Consider the following 17,530-nt stretch of genomic DNA (forward strand, 5'->3'; position numbering starts at 1 on the left):
GACGCGCCGCAGATTACCGGCTACCGACAGGCAGCCCGCGGCGAAAACCGCTCGCGCCCGGCGTGTTCAGCTCCGCGCCGAGGCCTCGAGATACGCGACGATCCCCTCGACGAGCGCCTCCAGGGCGTCGTCGAGATCGCCGTAGGTGCCGAGCGTGCGCTCGGAGGTGATGCCGCGCATCGCCGCCGGAATCAGCGCAGCGACCTTGCGCACCCGGACCGGATCCAGCTTCAGGTCGGCGAAGGCGCGCTGACAGGCCTTGTCCCAGTTGGGTTTCCAGGAGGCCAGCTCCGCGGCGGTGCGCGGGTAGTCGCGCTCGAGTTCGGCGTGGTCGCGCGGCAGCGCGGCGCGCAGGGTCTCGATGGCGAGCGATTCGGGGCGGCGCAGGCCGTGCGCCATCGCGGTGATCAGCGCGGCGACCCGTTCGCGCAGCGTGCCGCCGGGTTCGAGCCCGGCGGGCAGGTCGCCGCGTTTGTCGGCGGTGTGGCGCAGCACCGCCGCCCACAGGCCGTCGATATCGCCGAACTGATACTTGATGACGCCCCACGTCGCGCCGATGTCGCGGGCGATGCGATTGCCCGAGACCGCCGCCGGATCGCCGGTGGCGAGGGACGCGATGGCCGCCTCGAGCATGCTCTCCCGCGATTCGATGCCGCGCCTGTTCGCGCGTCGCCCACTCGCCGCCACGTCCGTCACGGATCGAATTGTAGCGCCTGACCTGCGCCGTCTGTTTTCACAGAAGTCTCTTGTAATCTTTCATAGAGGGTTCTATCCTCAAATCGCCCCGCCGAGTCTGGAGGATTGAGATGGCCAAACCACCGCTGTCGATGCGGCCGACCGGCTGGTTCCAGGTGGCGTGGTGCGGCGAGATCGCGGCCGGCGCGGTGCACCGGATGAAGTACTTCGGGCGCGAGCTGGTGGCGTGGCGCTCGGCGTCCGGTCGGCTCGCCGTGTTCGACGCCTACTGCGAACATCTCGGCGCGCACCTCGGGTACGGCGGGCACGTCGAGGGCGAGAACCTGGTGTGCCCCTTCCACGGCTGGGAGTGGAACGGCGCGGGCCGCAACGTCTGCGTCCCCTACGAGAACCATCCCAACAAGGGCCGCCGCATCCGCAGCTATCCCGTGGTGGAACGCAACGAGGCGGTCTGGATCTGGTTCGACGTCGACGGCCGCCCACCGCATTTCGAGGTGCCCGACATCTTCGCCGCGTTCGGCGACGACCGGACCGCCGCCGACTACTACCCGCCGGTGCCCGCGGCGACGCTGTATCGGCCGGGGCTGGAACTGCATCCGCAGTACGTCATGGAGAACGGCGTCGACTTCGCGCATTTCAAGTACGTGCACAAGACGCCGTTCGTGCCCGAGTTCACCCGCCACGACTTCTCCGGCCCGGTCTCCTACGTCGATTTCACCATCGCCTTCGACGAAGGCGTCGCCGCCGACGAGGTGAACAGCGGGGTCGAGTCGATCAACGCCGGGCTGGGCTGCTCGATCACCAAGAGCTGGGGCATGGTCGACAACCGCACCATGCCCGCGGTGACCCCGGTCGACGAGTACACCTCCGACGTCCGCTTCACCGTGTGGATCGGCCGCAGGCCCGGCGAGGACGGCCCGGAGATCACCGACTACGGCCGGACGATGGCCCGGTTCGTCATCGAACAGTTCGAGGCCGACATCCACATCTGGGCCCATCAGCGCTACTCCGACCCACCGGCGTTGTCGCGCAAGGAGTTCCAGGGTTTCCAGGCGCTGCGCGCGTGGGCCGTGCAGTTCTACCCCGACCAGCACAGAGAGGCTCGGCCATGAGCACCACCGGCAGGATCCGCGTATTCCAGGTCGCCACCGGCAATCTCGGCACCGAGATGATCGGCCGCATCCGCAACCACCCGGATCTCGAACTGGTCGGGCTGCACTGCTACACGCCGGACAAGGTCGGCCGCGACGCCGGGGAGATCGTCGGTATCGGCCCGATCGGGGTGCGCGCCACCGGCTCGGTCGAGGAGATCCTCGCCGCCCGGCCCGACGTACTCACCTTCCACGGGGTGTTCCCCGACGAGGACCTGTACGAGCGGGTGCTGGAGGCGGGCATCGACGTGGTGACCACGGCCGACTGGATCACCGGCTACCACCGCGACCGCAACCACGCGCATCCCTCGGGCCGCAAGGTCAGCGAGGTCATCGCCGCCGCGTGCGAGCGCGGGCAGGCCACCTTCTACGGCACCGGCATGAATCCGGGCCTGTGCCAGATCCTGGGCATCGTGCACACCGCCGACGTGGCCGAGATCGAGAACATCACCGTCACCGAGTCGGTCGACGTGTCGTGTCACCATTCGGTCGACACCTGGCAGGCCGTGGGCTACGGGCGCCCGATCGACGACCCGACCATCCCGGACTCGCTGTACAAGTACACCGCCGTCTTCGCCGACTCGGTGTACCTCATGGCCGACGCCTTCGGCCTGGCGCTCGACGAGGTGACATTCGGCTACGAACTCGGCGCCTGCACCGAGGACGTCGACCTCGGCTGGTACTTCATGCCCAAGGGCTCGCTGGGCGCCAACTACATCAAGTACCAGGGCATGGTCGACGGCGTGCCCCGCGTCGAAACCCACCTGGAGTGGCAGATGACGCCGCACACCGACCCGGCGTGGAACATCAAGGGCTGCTACATCACCCAGGTGACCGGCGATCCGAGCATCTACAGCAAGCACATGATCTTCCCCCGCAAGGGCTTCGACCTGTCCGATCCCGCGAACTTCGCCAGCATCGGCATGACGGTCACCGGGCTGCCCGCGCTCAACGCGATCAAGTCCGTCGTCGCCGCGCCGCCCGGCATCGTCACCAGCGCGGACCTGCCGCTGCGCGCCTTCGCCGGACGCTTCGCCCGCTGAGCCGCGCCTGCGGACCGGGTGCTAGGGTGGTCGGGTGCTCATCGAGGTCGACAGACTCTAGCCGCCCGGTCGAAGGCGGCGTTCCTCGCACATCTCCCGGGTCCGGGTTCTCAGCCCGTGTGAATCGGCTGTAGTACCGCTGTGCCTGTGGGCATTCCCCGCTCGGCACCCCGCGATCTTCGACCGCTCCCCCGCAAGTTCCCGCGCGCCCGTGGCCGTTCGGCCGTCGGCGCGTTCCTTCGCGGCCGCTCGCACACGAGCAGGAAGAGTCGACCATCCATGTCCACATCCCCGCATTCGGCTGTCACGCTACGGAATCTGTCCTTCGAATGGCCCGACGGCACCGTCGCGCTCGACGGGCTGAACGGCACCCTCGGCACCGGGCGAACCGGCCTGGTGGGCCGCAACGGCGCCGGGAAATCCACGCTGCTGCGCCTGATCGCCGGAATCCTGACGCCCACGGCCGGGCGCATCGAGCGCACCGGCGACGTGGGTTACCTCCCGCAGACCCTCACCCTCCACCGTGACGACACCCTCGCGCGATTGCTCGGCATCGCGGACGAACTCGCCGCACTGCGCGCCATCGAGGCCGGGCGAACCGACGACACGCATTTCGAGACGATCGGCGACGACTGGGACATCGAGGCCCGCGCCGACGAGGCGCTGCACGACATCGGCTTCAGCGCGGCCGATCTGGACCGCCGGGTCGGGGAGATCTCCGGCGGCGAGGCGGTGCTGGTGGCGATCACAGGTCTGCGGATCCGGCGCACGCCCATCACGCTGCTCGACGAGCCCACCAACAACCTCGACCGCGAAACCCGTTCGCGGCTGGCCGGTTTCGTCGACACCTGGCCCGGCGCCCTGGTGGTGGTCAGCCACGATCTCGAACTGCTCGACCACATGGACGCGACCGCCGAACTGCACGGCGCCACGCTCGAGGTATTCGGTGGACCGTACAGCGCCTGGCGGGAGCACGTCGAGCAGGAGCAGGCCGCCGCCGCGCAGGCCGCGCGCTCCGCCGAGCAGGCGCTCAAAGTCGAGAAGCGCCAGCGCGTCGAGGCCGAGACCAAACTCGCCCGGCGCGAGCGCACCGGCAAGGCCACCCAGCAGCACGGCGGCATCCCGCGCATCCTCGCGGGCAACCGCGCGAGCCGGGCGCAGGCCTCGGCCGGGGCGCTGCGCACCACGCTCGACGCGAAAGTGCGCGCGGCACAAGAGGTTCTGGACTCGGCCGCGGCGCGCGTCCGGCGCGAGGAGCACATCCGCCTGGACCTGCCCGACCCGGACGTGCCGCGCACCCGCCGCATCGCCGAACTGCGCGACGGCGAACGCACCTTCGTGATCCAGGGCCCCGAGCGGGTCGCGCTGGTCGGCCGCAACGGCGCGGGGAAATCGACACTGCTGGAAGACCTGCTGCACGGCCGCCGCCCCGAACGCGCCGTCCTGCAGACCGATCGGGTGGGTTACCTGCCGCAGCGCCTGGACGGGCTGGACGAGGCGGCGGGCGCGGTCGAGAACATCCAGGCGGTCGCCACCGCCACCGCGCCCGCGACCATCCGCAATCAACTCGGCCGGATGCTGTTGCGCGGCAACGCCGCCGAACGACCGGTGTCGACACTGTCCGGCGGCGAACGGTTCCGGGTATCGCTGGCGCGCCTGCTCCTCGCCGATCCCCCGGCACAGCTGCTGATCCTCGACGAGCCGACCAACAACCTCGACATCGCCAGCGTCGACCAACTCGTGGACGCCCTGGCTGATTACCGCGGCGCGGTGCTGGTGGTCAGCCACGACTACCCGTTCCTGCGCCGGCTCGGCATCGACACGGTGCTCGAACTCGACACGGAAGGCCGCCTGCGGCAACGCGATTCGCTGTAGCGCGAGGGGTGTCCGGCCCGGCCGGTGCCGGGCCGGGCACCTCAGAAGTGGTCGGCGTCGATGATCGCCCGGGCGAACGGGTGCGGGGCCTCCTGGGGGACGTTGTGCCCGATACCGTCGAGGACCCGGTGCTCGTACCTGCCGGTGAACTTGTCGCGGTAGCCCTTGCCGTCCTTGGCCGCGCCGTCGAAGTCGCTGCTGATCGTGAGAGCGGGCACGGTGATCGCCGGTCCGGTGGCGAGTTGCTGTTCGTACGCGTCGTAGCGCGGCTCGCCGGGGGCAAGGCTCAGCCGCCACCGGTAGTTGCTGATGACGATGTCGACGTGGTCGGGGTTGTCGAAGGCGGCGGCGCTGCGGTCGTAGGTGGCGTCGTCGAAATTCCACTGCGGGGAGGCGCGCCGCCAGATCAGCTTGTTGAAGTCGTGGCGGTTGCGGGCGTAGCCGAGACGGCCGCGTTCGGTGGCGAAATAGTACTGGTACCACCAGCCGAGTTCGGCCTCCGGGGACAGCGGCTGCTGCTGGGCCGCCTGCTGGGTGACCAGGTATCCGCTCACCGAGACGATCGCCTTGCAGCGCTGCGGCCACAGCGCGGCGATGATGTCGACCGTGCGCGCACCCCAGTCGAAGCCGCCGAGCACGGCCTTGTCGATGTGCAGCGCGTCCATGAAGTCGACGATGTCGCGGGCGATCGCCGACTGCTGGCCGTTGCGCGGCGTCTGCGCGGACAGGAAGGTGGTCGGGCCGTAACCGCGCAGGTACGGAACGAGCACCCGGTAGCCGGCCTCGGCCAGCAGCGGCCCGACGTCGGCGTAGCTGTAGGCGTCGTAGGGCCAGCCGTGCAGCAGGATGACCGGTTGCCCGGTGGCGGGACCGAATTCGACATACGCGACGTCGAGCACACCGGCCTCGACCCGCTGGACCGGCGGCAGCGTGGTGATCGCACCCGACCCGGCGCGCAGGTCCGCAGTGGCGGGCGCGGTGGTGGCGCGGGTGCCCGTGCCCTCCGAGGAGCACGCGGTCAGGGAAGCCGCGGTCAGACCCGCCGCACCCGCCGCGAGCGCCCCGCCGAATAGTCGTCTGCTGATAACCATCTGCACTCCTGCGAAAAGACCGGTCCGAGGCCGGTTCACACCTCGTCACCGCTGACGGTAGGCCCCGCGGCCGGGCCGGTGAGTGCCGGGGCGCGCACCAGGCGGCGGGTGTGGGCGTAGACCGCCGCGTGCACGCGGTCGCGCACGCCGAGCTTCGCGAGGATGTGGGAGACATGGGATTTGACGGTCTGCTCGCCGATGTCGAGCAGGGCGGCGATCTCGGGATTGGTGTGGGCGGCGGCGATCAGGAGCAGCACCTCGTGTTCGCGGGCGGTGAGCGAGGCGGCGGCGGGCGCCTGCGGGAAGGGGTCGGGTCCGTCGGCCAGGCGGGTGACCAGGCGGCGGGTGAGGCGCGGGTCGATCAGGGCGTCCTCGCGCGCGGTCCGGCGGATCGCGGAGACCAGCTGCTCGGCGCCCAGGTCCTTGGTGAGGAATCCGCTGGCGCCGAGACGCACTGCGCGATAGACGTTCTCGTCGGTGGCGTGGTCGGTGAAGGTCAGGATGCGCGTGCTGCCGAAGGTCTGCTCGGGCTCGGCCGCGAGCACCCGGTCGAGCCCGGCGGAATCGAGGTCCACGAGGGCGACATCGGGCCGCAGGCGCCGGATGTCGGCGGGTACGGCGGCCGCGTCGGCGGTGTCCGCGAGGTACCGCAGATCCGGGCGGCTCTCCACGACCGCCCGCAGGCCGGACCGGAAGACGGCGTGGTCGCCGACCGCCAGCACCGAGATCGGCGCGGGCCGAGCGACTTCCGCAGCACCGGCGGCCTCTCCGTCGCGCTGCCCCACCGCGGTGTCGGCGGAGATCGGGGTCTCGGCGTGCGCGCAGCCCGCGGACAGCACGCTGGCGGTCAGCGCGAGCGCCAGCGACGACGCCGCGCGGGCCAGGAAGCGGCGCGAGGAAGTGTTCATGGTGCTCCGACTGTCTCCGGCTCAGCGCAGGAAGCCCGTGTAGCTCCTGCTCATCAACCGGCTCTCGATCTGCTTGATCGTATCCAGCCCGACGCTCACCACGATCAGCGCCGAGCTGCCGGCGAACAGCAGATTCCGCCCCGCACCACCGGATCCGGTGCTCAGCAACAGGTTCGGCAGCACCGCCACCGCGCCGAGATAGATCGAACCGGGCAGGGTGATCCGGCCGAGCACGTAGCTCAGGTGATCGGCGGTCGGCCGGCCGGGGCGGTAACCGGGGAGGAAGCCGCCGAACGCTCGCATCTCCTCCGCGCGTTCCCGCGGGTCGAAGGTGATCGCGACGTAGAAGTAGGTGAAGAACACGATGAGCGCGAAGTAGACACTCAGGTAGACCGGGCTGCTCACGTCGGCGAGATAGCGCTGGATCATCGCCTGCCATCGGCCCGAATCGTGCTGTGTCAGTTGGGAAACCAGGTTCGGCAGGTAGAGCAGCGAGGACGCGAAGATCACCGGGATCACGCCCGCCTGGTTGACCTTCAACGGCAGATACGTCGAGGACCCGCCGTACATCTTGCGGCCCACCACGCGCTTGGCGTACTGCACCGGAATGCGGCGCTGCCCCTGCTCGACGAAGATCACCGCCACGATCACCAGGAACGCGCCGACACACACCAGGCCGAAGATCAGCCCGCCCCTGCTGTCCAGGATCGCCTTGCCCTCACCCGGAATACGGGCCGCGATACCGGCGAAGATCAGCAGCGACATGCCGTTGCCGACGCCCCGCTCGGTGATCTGCTCGCCGAACCACATCACCAGCGCCGCACCGGCGGTCATCACCAGCACGACGATGATCATGCCGAAAACGCTCGCGTCCGCGAGGATCGGCTCCGCGCAGTGCAGCAGCTGCCCGCGGGCCGCGAGCGCGACCAGTCCGGTGGCGTGCAGGACCGCCAGCGCGACCGACAGGTATCGGGTGTACTGGGTGAGCGTGGCCTGGCCGGACGACCCCTGCTTGCGCAACTCCTCGAAGCGCGGGACCACCACCGTGAGCAGCTGGGCGATGACGCTCGCGGTGATGTAGGGCACGATGCCCACGGCGAACACCGACAGCTGCAGCATCGCGCCGCCGGAGAACAGGTTGATCAGCTGGTAGATCCCGGCGTCGCCGCCGGCGGCCTGCTGCGCGCAGGCGTGGATCGCCCGGTAGTCGACCCCCGGCGAGGGCAGCGCCGCACCGAGGCGGTACACCGCGAGCAGGCCCAGCGTCAGGAGGATCTGCCGCCGTAGGTCCGGGGTACGCAAGGCCGATACCGGGGCCGAAAGCACAGGTCCTCCTGGGAAGCGGGTGGTGGAGAACCCGACGGTACGGAGATCCGCCACGCCCGGCGTCGCCCGCGAGGCGGACTTCGCCCTCCCCCGACCGAGGGGCATACCATCCAACACAGGACGCAGTGCAGGGCCGATCCGGACATCAGGGAGGCACCGTGGACATCACCCAGCTGATCCTCGACGACCATCACGAGCAGCGGCGGCTGTTCGCGATCCTCGAGCAGATCGACAGAACCCAGACCCGGGAGCTGTCCGCGATCTGGGACAGGCTGGCGAGTTTCCTCGAACTGCACGCGCAGGCCGAGGAGGAGATCTTCTATCCCGTGCTGCTGCAGCTGGGCGTCGCGGCCCGGCGCGCGTCCGGCGTGGAGGCCGAGACCCTCGACGCCATCGACGACCACAACGAGATCCGGGACGCCGTCGCCGAGGTGGCCCGGCACCAGGTCGGCAGCGACGACTGGTTCGCCGCGGTGGCGGCGGCCAACCGGGCCAACGGCGACCACATGGCCGAGGAGGAACGCGAAGGCCTGACCGACTTCCGCCGCCTGGCCGGACTGTCGCGCCGCCACCAGCTGGCCGTCGCCTTCGCCGCCTACGAGGCGCGGCACTACGCCGGTGTGCGGCCCGTCGACAAGGATCCCGCCGGGTACGTCCGCGCGGCCGAACAGGGACTGCGGACCGGGCCCGCGGGTTCGCTCAGCATCGGGCCGCTGAAGCGCGGCTGATCCGCCGAAACCGTTGCGGCGCGGCTAGTTTCGCAGCAGCCGGGCGACCGGGCTGGCATCGATCTCGCGCAGCAGGTGCGCGACGTCGTCGCAGACGAATTCCGCGCCCTCGGCCGCGAGTTCGGCGCGCGAGATGCCGCCGCTGAGCACCCCGACCGCCGGGACGTCCACGGCCGCGCAGGCCCGCGCGTCCCACACGGTGTCGCCGATGAAGACCGCGCGCCGCGGCGGCACACCGGCCCGGTCGAGCGCCACCCGCACGATGGCCGGATCGGGTTTCGCCTGCTCGACGTCCTCGCCGCCGGTCACCGCGTAGAGCACCGATTCGCTGTCCAGCAGCTCGCGCAGCAGTGCCAGCTCCGGCGGGGGCGCGGAGGTGGCCAAGAGCACGCGCAGGCCGCGGGCGTGCAGGTCCGCCAGGATCTCCCGGGCGCCGGGCAGCAGGGTCAGCTCGCCGGCGCTGTCCTGGTAGTAGCGGGAGTGCAGTTCGTCGGCGTGGTCGCGGGCGGCGTCGTCCAGATCGGGGGCCAGGGTCTCCAGCAGCGTGCCGCCGTCCATGCCGATGGCGCGGTGGATGCGCCAGGTCGGCACCACCGCGCCCGCCTCGCGCAGCGCCCGGTGCCAGGCCCGGGCGTGCAGATAGTTGGAGTCGACGAGGGTGCCGTCCACGTCGAACAGCACCGCTACGGGATCGGCCACCACGGCCTCCTCGGCTCGGGGCCGGCACCGCACCGGCCTGTCGGTGCACTACCCGGAACGCCGTTCGCCCAACCTCACGAGGCGGCGGCGCGCAGGGGCCGGGGGCTGTAACCGTGGTCCCCGGGGCGGGGCAGGGTCACGGTGGTGTCGGAGCGGAACACGATCGTGCCCGCGGCGTCGACCGCGACCTGGACGAGATCCCGGGCGAGATCGAGGTCGTCGGCGGGCAGCACGAACAGGGAGACCGCCAAGGCGTGCGGTTTCGTGAATACCGGCGCGGGACCGAGCGCGGTGACGACGGCCGGGCACCCGGCCAGCAGCATGATCGCGGTGGCGAGTTCGGTGCGCGGATTCTCCCCCGGCGTGGTCTCCCCCGCCGCGGCCGCCGCCAGCGCGTCGAACAGGGTGGGGTGCCCCAACGGGGTGGGCGGCTGCCCGGCCTCGTCCCACTGTCGCAGCGACGGACAGGCGTCGAAGTCGGTGCGGCCGTGCCAGCGCCGCCGCCCGGCCGCCAGCAACCGGGCGATTCTGGCGTCCCACACCGCGGGTCTGTCGATGGCGGCCAGCAACCGCAGGTGGCGACACGAAACGCCGGGGTGAGCCGCGGGTCGGGATTCGGCGGGCAGAACCATGGTCATAGCGGCCTCCGGATGCTCACTCGAGTACACCGCCCGGGTTCCGGCACGACGCCGTGACAGCGGAACGGCGCGGGCGACCACCTTCGCCCGGGGTTTCTCGGCTACCCCGAAACGGCGGGACAACGCGGTACCGGAACAGCAGTCTGCACTCGACGCGACACCCGCGGCCTCACCCGGCCAGGATGATCTCCGCCCTTACCCTCTGTTCGCGCATGTCGAGATGATGTTCGACGCGCGGCTCCTGACGGTTTCTCAGCCGTGTCCGCCGGACATCAGGAGGCGACGGCGGCGGACCACGCGGCGCTCCGCCTCCTCGGCCGCCGCGGCGGCCTCCTCCGCCGAGGCGCCGCCCTCGATCGCCGCTTCGTAGGCGGCGGCCCTGGCCTGCTCGATCCGGTCCGCTCGGCGCCTGCGCGCACCCTCGAACAATCCCATCGTGACCTCCTCCGATCGCCGCCCCGCACGCGCGGCGCGTCCTGTCGGCCCAGTGTGTGCCACCGGGAGGCCGAATTCATCGCTCCGCGGGATGATCGGCGTGCGCCCGAAGTCGTACTTCCGGTCGCCTCCCGTACTCCTCCCGGACCCGTCGCGCGGCGGCGGCATACAGCGGGAGCTAGACGTATTGCCGATCTTTCGGCCACCGCGCGGGGTTGAGCCGGCCGAGGGCGTAGCCCTTGGCGATCAGGGTGTCGGCGATCTCCAGGGCGATGAGGCGGTACACCGCCTCGGTCGGGTGCGCCGCGTCGGTGGTGGTGAAGAAGTTGCGGGCCTCGGACATCTCCTGGGTGTCCTCGCTGGAGCCGCCGTATTTCACGGTCAGCACATCGAGCTGGGGCTTCGAGCGCAGCCCGAAGTCCAGCGGGTGCGTGGCGATGTAGCGCAGCCGGTCGTAGATCGGGACGAAGGTGATGTTCCCCGGCAGCACACCGGAATCGGTCTCCTGCCAGCCGGCCAGGGCCACGCTGCGCAACAGCTTGTTGAACCGGTTCGTGAGGTCCACGTACTGCTTCACCAGGGCCAGCTGGCCCGCCGCCTTCATGGCCACGATCCGCGGCGCGATATTCGGGTCGGGCAGGCTCAGGAACATGAAGTGCTGCTTGTGATTGTCGTCCGGGAACGCGGCGACGATGCGATTGCACACCTTGACGATGTCGAACACCATCGGCAGCACGCCCTCGCCCTTGGTCGACCCCGAGATCGCCTTGCCGAGAATGTATTCCGGGTCGTGCTCGGCCAGCAGCGGCGTCTCGTCGTCCGCGGGCAGCTTCTTGTAGAGCGGCTCCAGCGTCGCCACATCCGCGGGCGCCTTGTCGTAGACCCGTTCCAGGCCGTCGGCGGTGTCCGCGCGGTTGCAGGTGACGATGTCGTTGAGGCCGATCCAGATGATGTGCAGCGTATCGCCGGCGAACTTGGTGCCGAGTTTCTTGCGCTGCTCGAGGTATTGATCGCACTGCGCGCTGAGATACTGCAGCGTCCCGCCCTTGGCGAGCTTGTCCGAGGCGGCCACGGCACCACCCTTGGCCAGATTCGCGTAGCACACCAGCGGACCGTCCTGCACCGCGTTGGACAGCGGAATCAGCGATTTCTCCGTGAGGGACTGGAATTTCGCGGAATTCTCCCGCGTCTTCGCGGCGTCCAGAGCGACCAGTTTGTCCGAGCCGACCCACTCGTAGAGGTAATCGGTCCAATTCTTGCCGTCGCTGTAGCGACCGGTCTCATTGGTGGTCATCGCCCCCGCGGTCTTGGCCAGCATCCCGAGATAGGTCTTGTCCATGATCCCGATATCGGAGAGGCTGTCGCCGAGAACGATCAGATTGCGCAGGGAAACGGTCCGTGGCTGTGTCATGACATGCTCCATGAATGCGCGGCCGCGTCGGCCGTGCACGAGGTAAACAGAGAAGATCGACGGCGAGAGAGCGGTCCGGACTCCGCGATGAGATCTGGTCAACCGAGAGCCGCCGGTCGATGCGAATGCTACTCGGGTGCCGGCGGCGGTACGCGCAATTCGGTTGGGAGCGGAAATATTTCGCGTCCGGGCGTGATCTGTTTCACGAACCTGGCTACTTTACGGCGACACACCGCGCCGACGATCATTCGGGGTGTTGTCGGTTCGAGCAGGAGTGAACACCGGTGGACCAGCCTGACCTGACGGTCGAGACGTCGACGACCCACAGCGTCGAAGCGGGCGAACGCGCCGAGTACTGGGCGGAGCTCATCACGTCGTATCACCGGCGGATGTCCTTCGAGTTTCCCGGCGGCAGCGATTTCCACGGCCGCACGAAGCTGTGCCGCACCGGCAAGTACCAGCTGGTGGGCTGGAAGTCCGACGGCGTCGGCTACGTCCGGACGCCCAGGCACGTCCGCGCCGACAGCGACGACGACTTCCGGCTGCTGCTCACCTTCGCCGGGCGCACCGAGCTGTGGGACGACGAAGGCAGGGCGCAGCTGCCGAGCGGCTCGGGCTGCCTGGTGACCCTCGACGAGCCGTTCGGTTTCCAGCTCGGGCAGGGCAGTCGCGGTGTGCTGATGACGATTCCGCGACACGAGATCGCGCACCGCCTCGACGTGGCGGATTCGCTGACGGCGCGCCCGATCGATCTGTCGTCCGGGCTGGGCCGCGTCGTGAGCACCATGCTCACCGGCCTGCTCGACGAGAGCGACGCGCTCGACGGCTACCAGTTCGACACCGCTGCCGCGCACATCGTGGACCTGCTCTGCATGCACGCCCAGGCCCGGCAGTCGGCCGCCGCCGATCAGCTCGACAAGCTGGACCTGGCGATCCGCCGCTACGTCCGCGCGCACGCCACCGATCCCGACCTCTCCGGCGCCACCATCGCCCGCGCGCTCGGCTGGTCGGTCCGCCAGATCCAGCTCGCCCTGCGGCGTTCGGGCACCACGCCGCGGGAGTTGATCCGCGAGGAGCGCCTGCACCTGGCGAACATCCGCATGCGCGATCCGGCGCTGCGGCACCGGAGCATCGCCTCGATCGCGTCCGGGCTGGGATTCGGTTCGGCGAGCGCGTTCAGCACGCTGTTCCGGCAGCGCTTCGGCGTTACACCGCGCGACGCCCGCCACGCGGCGTTGCCGACCGGTGAACGCTGACGACACCTTCGGTTAACGCCACGAAAACCACTGCGGCGCCGGGCATGTCGAGCTTCCCTCGGCCGGGGACACCGGCGCGGCACAGCCGCGGAACTCTGCGCGTGCGAGCAAGTTCGGTGCGCGTACGCGCAACTGGCGCCGCGCACCGGCGACTACCGTCCGCAGTGCCCACCGATATGGCGGCGTACCACGGTGGATCGCGAGGAGGATCAAGGTGCGCGAAGCTCTCGCCACGAACGGCGCGACGACCGGACCGGATTTCCGGCGCCCGCTCGCGGCATTTCCCGCGGAAGTGTGGATCGTTTCCGTCACGACATTTCTCAGCCGATCGGTGGGATTTCTCGCGCTGTTCGCCACGGTGTTCTACCGATCGATCGGATTGAGCGCGTCCGCGCTGTCGCTGGCCTTGTTCGCGGCCGGGTTCGCGGGCGTCCTCGGCTCGCTGGCCGGCGGGTGGTGCGCCGCCCGGTTCGGCTCGACGGACGTGCTGATCGCCGGATCCGTGCTGAACGTGCCGCTGCTGTCGGCGCTGGGAGTGATGTCGGCGCAACCGATCTGGGCGATCGTGCTGGCCTCGCTGAGCGTGGCGGTGACGCAGTCGTTCGCGGGTCCGGCGGCGGCCCTGGTCACCGGTTCGGCCTATCGGGGCAGCACCGTGACGGTGGTCGCCTTCCACCGGATCTTCCTCAGCAGCGGCGTCACGGTCGCGCCGATCCTGGTCGCGCTGGTCGGCGAGAACAATTTCCCGGTGCTGTTCTTCCTGTCCGCGCTCGGTTCGCTGCTGACCTCGGCGCTGCTGCTCGGTGAGCGCGCCCGGCTGCGCGCCGCCGAGGCACACGCGGCCGCCCGGGAACCCGCGCCGGAATTCGGGATCGCCGGGACGGCCGTCGCCTACGGCTTCTCCCCCGCGGCGCGCGTGTGGGCCGTGATCGTCGTATTCGGCACGGCGATGGCGATCTACGCCCAGAGCATGAGCGGCATCCCGCTGTCGGTCGACCGGATATCGGGCGGCGCGCGGCTGTACGGGATTCTGATCGCGGTGAACGCGTTGTTCATCATCGCCTTCGAGCTGCCGCTCAGCCTGCTGACCTCGCGGCTGCGCTGGAATTACGCGCTCGGGCTCGGAATTTTCGTCACGGGCGCGGGCCTGGCCGTCTGCGGATTCGGAACCAGTTGGACCGTCTGCATTTTCGGTTTCGTGCTGTTCTCGCTGGGCGAGGCGATCTTCATTCCGCAGGCGAGCGCGGCGATCGCGAAACTCGCCACCCATTCGGACAACCCGAGATATCAAGGGTATCTGTCGGCGGCCCAGTCGATCGGGTTCGCGGTCGGGCCGGGCATCGGCGCCTTCGGGGTGCTGCACGATCTGTCGCTGTACTGGGCGCTGGTGGCCCAGATCTCGTTGGTCGCGGGGGCGGTAGCGGTGCTGGCGGGGGTCGAAAGGAACGGACGTCGTGTCGGATAAGTCGGTCTTGGTGGTGGATCCCGTCAGTTCGGGAAAAATGTACGCCGCCGGCCTCGCGGAATACGGGATCGAGACGATCCTGCTGGATACCGACCGCGCGCTGGTGTCGGGTTTCCGCACCGGGCCCACGCCCGGCGCGGTGAATTTCGAGGCGGACCTCGGCGGCTCCTTCGAGGCGCTGGTCCGGCTGTGCCGGGAGCGGTCGGTGGGTTACGTCGTCGCGGGTTCCGAGCCGGGCGTCGAACTGTGTGATCGGCTGCGCGCCGCGCTGCCGGGCTGCCCCGGCAACGAACCGGCGCTGCCGATGCGGCGGTGGGACAAGCAGTACATCTTCGAGGCGCTGGCGGCCGCCGGGGTGCCCACCCTGACCACCCGGACCGTCGACGCGCGGCGCGATGCCCTTCCGCCGGAAGCGGTTTCGGAGTTGCGCGGCGGCGGCAAGCTGGTGGTCAAACCGGCCCGGGGCGCGGCCTCGGTGGACGTCCGGCTGGTGGAGACCCCGGAACAGCTGGCCGCGGCCGTCGCCGCGATCACCGGCAGCGCGGGGCTGTTCGGCGCGGACTCGGCCGCGCTGATCCAGCAGATGTATCCCGCTCCCCGGGTCGAGTACGCCGTGGACACCTTCTCCACCCCGGCCGGGCACGAACTGCTCTGCGTCAGCGTCTACGACAAATGGGTCTCGGCCGCAGGCGATTTCGTCTACGAGCGCGGCCGGTGGATCGCGCACGACGACCCGGTGGTCGCGGAGCTGACCACGTACGCGCGGCGGGTGCTCGACGCCCTCGGCATGCGCGTGGGCCCGGCGCACATGGAGATCATGTGCGGCCCGCTGGGCCCGCGCCTGATCGACTTCGGGGCCCGCGCGCACGGCATCGGCCACCCCCGCCAGACCCACCTGCTCACCGGCGACTCGCAGATTCATCGCGAATGCGGTTACATCGCAGAGCTTTTCGGGCTGCGTGCGCCGGACGCGCGGCGCGCACCCGGATACCGGCTGTCGCGCCACGGCGCGCTCGTGCTCCTCAGTATCGATCAACCGTCCCGATACCTCGGCGGGGCGGAGGCCGAGCTCGAGGGGTTGCCCGGCGTGGTGGAGGTCCGGATGGCGGCCGAGCCCGGGCGGGTGTACCCGGCGACCAAGTCCATGATGGATTCGGTCGCGCTCGGCCTGGTGTTCGTCGTCGCGGACAGCGCCGACGAACTGGATCTGCGGTGCGCCGACGTGCGCAAGCGCGCCGGGGACTGCTTCCAGCCGGTCTGAGTCGGCGGCGATACGCTGGCGTCCGGCCGTAGCGTCCGAGAGGGAGGCAGATGTCCAGCAGCTCCGAGTCCGCGGCGGAACGCTTCGACGCGTTCGTCGCGCACGCCGATTACCCGATGCTCGTCGTCACCACCCGTGCCGGGGAGCAGCGCGCGGGCTGCCTGGTCGGGTTCGCCACCCAGAGCAGCATCGCGCCCCGCCGGTTCCTGGCCTGTGTGTCCAAGGCCAACCACACGCACCGGATCGCCACCGGCGCAACGCATCTCGCGGTGCATCTGACCGACCGGCGGCATCCGGAGCTGGCGCGGCTGTTCGGCACGCGGACCGGTGACGACATCGACAAGTTCGCGCGGTGCGACTGGGACGAGGGCCCGCACGGCCTGCCCATCCTGCGCGCCGCCGCGAACTGGTTCACCGGCGCGATCGTCGAACGACACGACCTCGGCGACCACACCGGGTTCCTGCTCGACCCCGACGCCGCCGCGGATGCGGGCGCGGCGGATCCGCTCCGCTTCACCGACGTCGCCGATCTGCGCCCCGGTCACGACGCCTGAGCGCGTCGGCGAGCAAGGCTTGCGCCGTGTCGCGCAGGGTGTCGGCGGCCTCGGCGCGGTCGAGTCCCGCGACATCGACGAGCCAGACGAACGATTCGATGCCGGTGGCCGAGCGGATGACGACGGCGAGCCGGTGCACGTCGATATCGGGGCGGGACTCGCGCAATGGCGCGAGAGCCTCTTCGATCCACCCGATCGCCCGGCCGCGCCGCAGCAGCGAGGGGTCACCCGCACCGGGTTCCAGGGACAGCCGCAGGGACGTGCGCAGTTCCGGTTCCCACTCGCGGGTGATCCGCACGCATTCGCGCATGACCAGGTCGAGGCGCTCGCGCGGATCGGCGGGCGCCGGATCGGGCAGCAGACCGGCGCGGTCGATCTCCGGACGCACCGCCGCCAGCAGCGCGCGCTGGTTGGGAAAGTAGCGGTAGGCGGTGGTCCGGGAGATGTCGGCGGCCTGGGCCGCCTCTTCGACGGTCGGAATCGTGCCCTGCGCCAACAGCTCTCGGGTGGCTGTCACCAGCGCGGTGCGGGTGCGGGCCTTCTGATTGCGGCGTCCGGTCGACTCATATGGCACCTCCATGCCCATCATGGTACTTTGGTCCCATATAACTCGCGGAGGCCGCTATGAGCACCGATCCCACCGTCGTCGATCCCGATCTGTACCGGGTGATCCTCGAGAACGACCGCGTTCGCGTCCTGGAGTATCGGGACAAACCGGGCGACAAGACGCGGCCGCACCACCATCCCGACAGCGTGCTGTGCCCGCTGAGCTCGTTCCGCCGCCGCATCAGCGCGGGCGGACAGCAGGTCGAGGTCACGCTCGCCGCGGGCGAGGCACGGTGGGTGGGCGCGCAGGAGCACTCGGGCGAGAACATCGGCGACACCGAAACGCACGCCCTGTTCATCGAGCTCAAGGAACCGCCTGCCGGGCAGGGCACCGCGGCCCTCGGTCCCACGACGCATTGAGCACCGGCCCCAATCCGGTTGGGGCAC

18 protein-coding genes are annotated in these 17,530 nt (G+C 70.0%); 9 read left to right on the forward strand and 9 right to left on the reverse strand.

Annotated features, from left to right (window positions below):
* Nucleotides 1-66 precede the first annotated feature (66 nt).
* Complete coding sequence (locus IU476_RS05565) at nt 67-696, reverse strand: TetR/AcrR family transcriptional regulator (RefSeq protein ID WP_195097136.1); 630 nt, start codon at nt 694-696, stop codon at nt 67-69.
* A 110-nt stretch (nt 697-806) separates the two neighbouring features.
* Here IU476_RS05565 and IU476_RS05570 point away from each other — a divergent pair, with 110 nt between their 5' ends.
* The 3 genes from IU476_RS05570 to IU476_RS05580 all read left to right on the forward strand — a co-directional run bounded on the left by IU476_RS05570 (nt 807) and on the right by IU476_RS05580 (nt 4,765).
* Complete coding sequence (locus IU476_RS05570) at nt 807-1,808, forward strand: Rieske 2Fe-2S domain-containing protein (RefSeq protein ID WP_195097138.1); 1,002 nt, start codon at nt 807-809, stop codon at nt 1,806-1,808.
* Nucleotides 1,805-2,890, forward strand: a complete 1,086-nt coding sequence (locus tag IU476_RS05575; protein ID WP_195097140.1) for an NAD(P)H-dependent amine dehydrogenase family protein — start codon at nt 1,805-1,807, stop codon at nt 2,888-2,890. Before IU476_RS05570 ends, IU476_RS05575 begins: the two co-directional genes overlap by 4 nt.
* A gap of 279 nt (nt 2,891-3,169) precedes the next feature.
* Nucleotides 3,170-4,765 (forward strand): ABC-F family ATP-binding cassette domain-containing protein, encoded by a 1,596-nt coding sequence (locus IU476_RS05580; protein ID WP_195097142.1) that lies wholly within the window; start codon nt 3,170-3,172, stop codon nt 4,763-4,765.
* A gap of 41 nt (nt 4,766-4,806) precedes the next feature.
* On the opposite strand, the gene IU476_RS05585 is transcribed toward IU476_RS05580, so the two are convergent.
* The 3 genes from IU476_RS05585 to secY are packed head-to-tail and all read right to left on the reverse strand — an operon-like array spanning nt 4,807 to nt 8,090.
* Nucleotides 4,807-5,856 carry an alpha/beta fold hydrolase gene (locus IU476_RS05585; protein WP_195097144.1) on the reverse strand — a complete coding sequence of 350 codons (1,050 nt, stop codon included), beginning with the start codon at nt 5,854-5,856 and terminating at the stop codon, nt 4,807-4,809.
* Nucleotides 5,857-5,891: 35 nt separating this feature from the next.
* Entirely contained in the window at nt 5,892-6,764 is an 873-nt protein-coding gene (locus IU476_RS05590) for a LuxR C-terminal-related transcriptional regulator (protein ID WP_195097146.1), read from the reverse strand.
* A gap of 21 nt (nt 6,765-6,785) precedes the next feature.
* A complete protein-coding gene (gene secY, locus IU476_RS05595; protein ID WP_195097148.1) occupies nt 6,786-8,090 on the reverse strand; it encodes a preprotein translocase subunit SecY in 1,305 nt (434 codons plus the stop codon).
* A 158-nt stretch (nt 8,091-8,248) separates the two neighbouring features.
* Here secY and IU476_RS05600 point away from each other — a divergent pair, with 158 nt between their 5' ends.
* Complete coding sequence (locus tag IU476_RS05600; protein WP_195097150.1) at nt 8,249-8,818, forward strand: hemerythrin domain-containing protein; 570 nt, start codon at nt 8,249-8,251, stop codon at nt 8,816-8,818.
* 24 nt (nt 8,819-8,842) lie between these two features.
* Here the strand turns inward: IU476_RS05600 and IU476_RS05605 are convergent, their stop codons facing one another.
* The 4 genes from IU476_RS05605 to IU476_RS05620 all read right to left on the reverse strand — a co-directional run bounded on the left by IU476_RS05605 (nt 8,843) and on the right by IU476_RS05620 (nt 12,001).
* On the reverse strand, nt 8,843-9,520 hold the full coding sequence (locus tag IU476_RS05605) for an HAD family hydrolase (RefSeq protein ID WP_195097152.1): 678 nt from the start codon (nt 9,518-9,520) through the stop codon (nt 8,843-8,845).
* Nucleotides 9,521-9,591: 71 nt separating this feature from the next.
* Nucleotides 9,592-10,155: a hypothetical protein gene (locus tag IU476_RS05610; RefSeq protein WP_195097154.1), complete on the reverse strand. Its 564-nt coding sequence runs from the start codon at nt 10,153-10,155 to the stop codon at nt 9,592-9,594.
* 252 nt (nt 10,156-10,407) lie between these two features.
* A complete protein-coding gene (locus tag IU476_RS05615; RefSeq protein ID WP_195097156.1) occupies nt 10,408-10,590 on the reverse strand; it encodes a hypothetical protein in 183 nt (60 codons plus the stop codon).
* A gap of 178 nt (nt 10,591-10,768) precedes the next feature.
* On the reverse strand, nt 10,769-12,001 hold the full coding sequence (locus tag IU476_RS05620) for an SGNH/GDSL hydrolase family protein (RefSeq protein ID WP_195097158.1): 1,233 nt from the start codon (nt 11,999-12,001) through the stop codon (nt 10,769-10,771).
* 284 nt (nt 12,002-12,285) lie between these two features.
* Between IU476_RS05620 and IU476_RS05625 the strand changes: the two genes are divergently transcribed.
* The 4 genes from IU476_RS05625 to IU476_RS05640 all read left to right on the forward strand — a co-directional run bounded on the left by IU476_RS05625 (nt 12,286) and on the right by IU476_RS05640 (nt 16,537).
* Complete coding sequence (locus IU476_RS05625) at nt 12,286-13,257, forward strand: AraC-like ligand-binding domain-containing protein (RefSeq protein WP_195097159.1); 972 nt, start codon at nt 12,286-12,288, stop codon at nt 13,255-13,257.
* 214 nt (nt 13,258-13,471) lie between these two features.
* Nucleotides 13,472-14,722 carry an MFS transporter gene (locus IU476_RS36710; RefSeq protein ID WP_195097162.1) on the forward strand — a complete coding sequence of 417 codons (1,251 nt, stop codon included), beginning with the start codon at nt 13,472-13,474 and terminating at the stop codon, nt 14,720-14,722.
* Entirely contained in the window at nt 14,712-15,983 is a 1,272-nt protein-coding gene (locus IU476_RS05635) for an ATP-grasp domain-containing protein (protein WP_195097164.1), read from the forward strand. The genes IU476_RS36710 and IU476_RS05635 overlap by 11 nt, the downstream gene beginning before the upstream one ends.
* A 50-nt stretch (nt 15,984-16,033) precedes the next feature.
* Nucleotides 16,034-16,537 (forward strand): flavin reductase family protein, encoded by a 504-nt coding sequence (locus IU476_RS05640; protein ID WP_195097166.1) that lies wholly within the window; start codon nt 16,034-16,036, stop codon nt 16,535-16,537.
* On the opposite strand, the gene IU476_RS05645 is transcribed toward IU476_RS05640, so the two are convergent.
* Nucleotides 16,497-17,117: a TetR/AcrR family transcriptional regulator gene (locus IU476_RS05645; protein WP_195097168.1), complete on the reverse strand. Its 621-nt coding sequence runs from the start codon at nt 17,115-17,117 to the stop codon at nt 16,497-16,499. The two genes, IU476_RS05640 and IU476_RS05645, sit on opposite strands and share 41 nt — an antisense overlap.
* 44 nt (nt 17,118-17,161) lie before the next feature.
* Between IU476_RS05645 and IU476_RS05650 the strand changes: the two genes are divergently transcribed.
* On the forward strand, nt 17,162-17,503 hold the full coding sequence (locus IU476_RS05650; RefSeq protein WP_195097170.1) for a cupin domain-containing protein: 342 nt from the start codon (nt 17,162-17,164) through the stop codon (nt 17,501-17,503).
* Nucleotides 17,504-17,530 lie beyond the last annotated feature (27 nt).

Source organism: Nocardia blacklockiae (genome assembly GCF_015477355.1).
Lineage (GTDB): Bacteria > Actinomycetota > Actinomycetes > Mycobacteriales > Mycobacteriaceae > Nocardia > Nocardia blacklockiae.

Excerpts from the sequence above, each read along its gene's own strand:
- IU476_RS05570 (WP_195097138.1), top strand. The coding sequence starts at position 807 with ATGGCCAAACCACCGCTGTCGATGCGGCCGACCGGCTGGTTCCAGGTG.
- IU476_RS05575 (WP_195097140.1), top strand. The coding sequence starts at position 1,805 with ATGAGCACCACCGGCAGGATCCGCGTATTCCAGGTCGCCACCGGCAAT.
- IU476_RS05580 (WP_195097142.1), top strand. The coding sequence starts at position 3,170 with ATGTCCACATCCCCGCATTCGGCTGTCACGCTACGGAATCTGTCCTTC.
- IU476_RS05585 (WP_195097144.1), bottom strand. The coding sequence starts at position 5,856 with ATGGTTATCAGCAGACGACTATTCGGCGGGGCGCTCGCGGCGGGTGCG.
- IU476_RS05590 (WP_195097146.1), bottom strand. The coding sequence starts at position 6,764 with ATGAACACTTCCTCGCGCCGCTTCCTGGCCCGCGCGGCGTCGTCGCTG.
- IU476_RS05610 (WP_195097154.1), bottom strand. The coding sequence starts at position 10,155 with ATGACCATGGTTCTGCCCGCCGAATCCCGACCCGCGGCTCACCCCGGC.
- IU476_RS05615 (WP_195097156.1), bottom strand. The coding sequence starts at position 10,590 with ATGGGATTGTTCGAGGGTGCGCGCAGGCGCCGAGCGGACCGGATCGAG.
- IU476_RS05620 (WP_195097158.1), bottom strand. The coding sequence starts at position 12,001 with ATGACACAGCCACGGACCGTTTCCCTGCGCAATCTGATCGTTCTCGGC.
- IU476_RS05640 (WP_195097166.1), top strand. The coding sequence starts at position 16,034 with ATGTCCAGCAGCTCCGAGTCCGCGGCGGAACGCTTCGACGCGTTCGTC.
- IU476_RS05645 (WP_195097168.1), bottom strand. The coding sequence starts at position 17,117 with ATGGAGGTGCCATATGAGTCGACCGGACGCCGCAATCAGAAGGCCCGC.
- IU476_RS05650 (WP_195097170.1), top strand. The coding sequence starts at position 17,162 with ATGAGCACCGATCCCACCGTCGTCGATCCCGATCTGTACCGGGTGATC.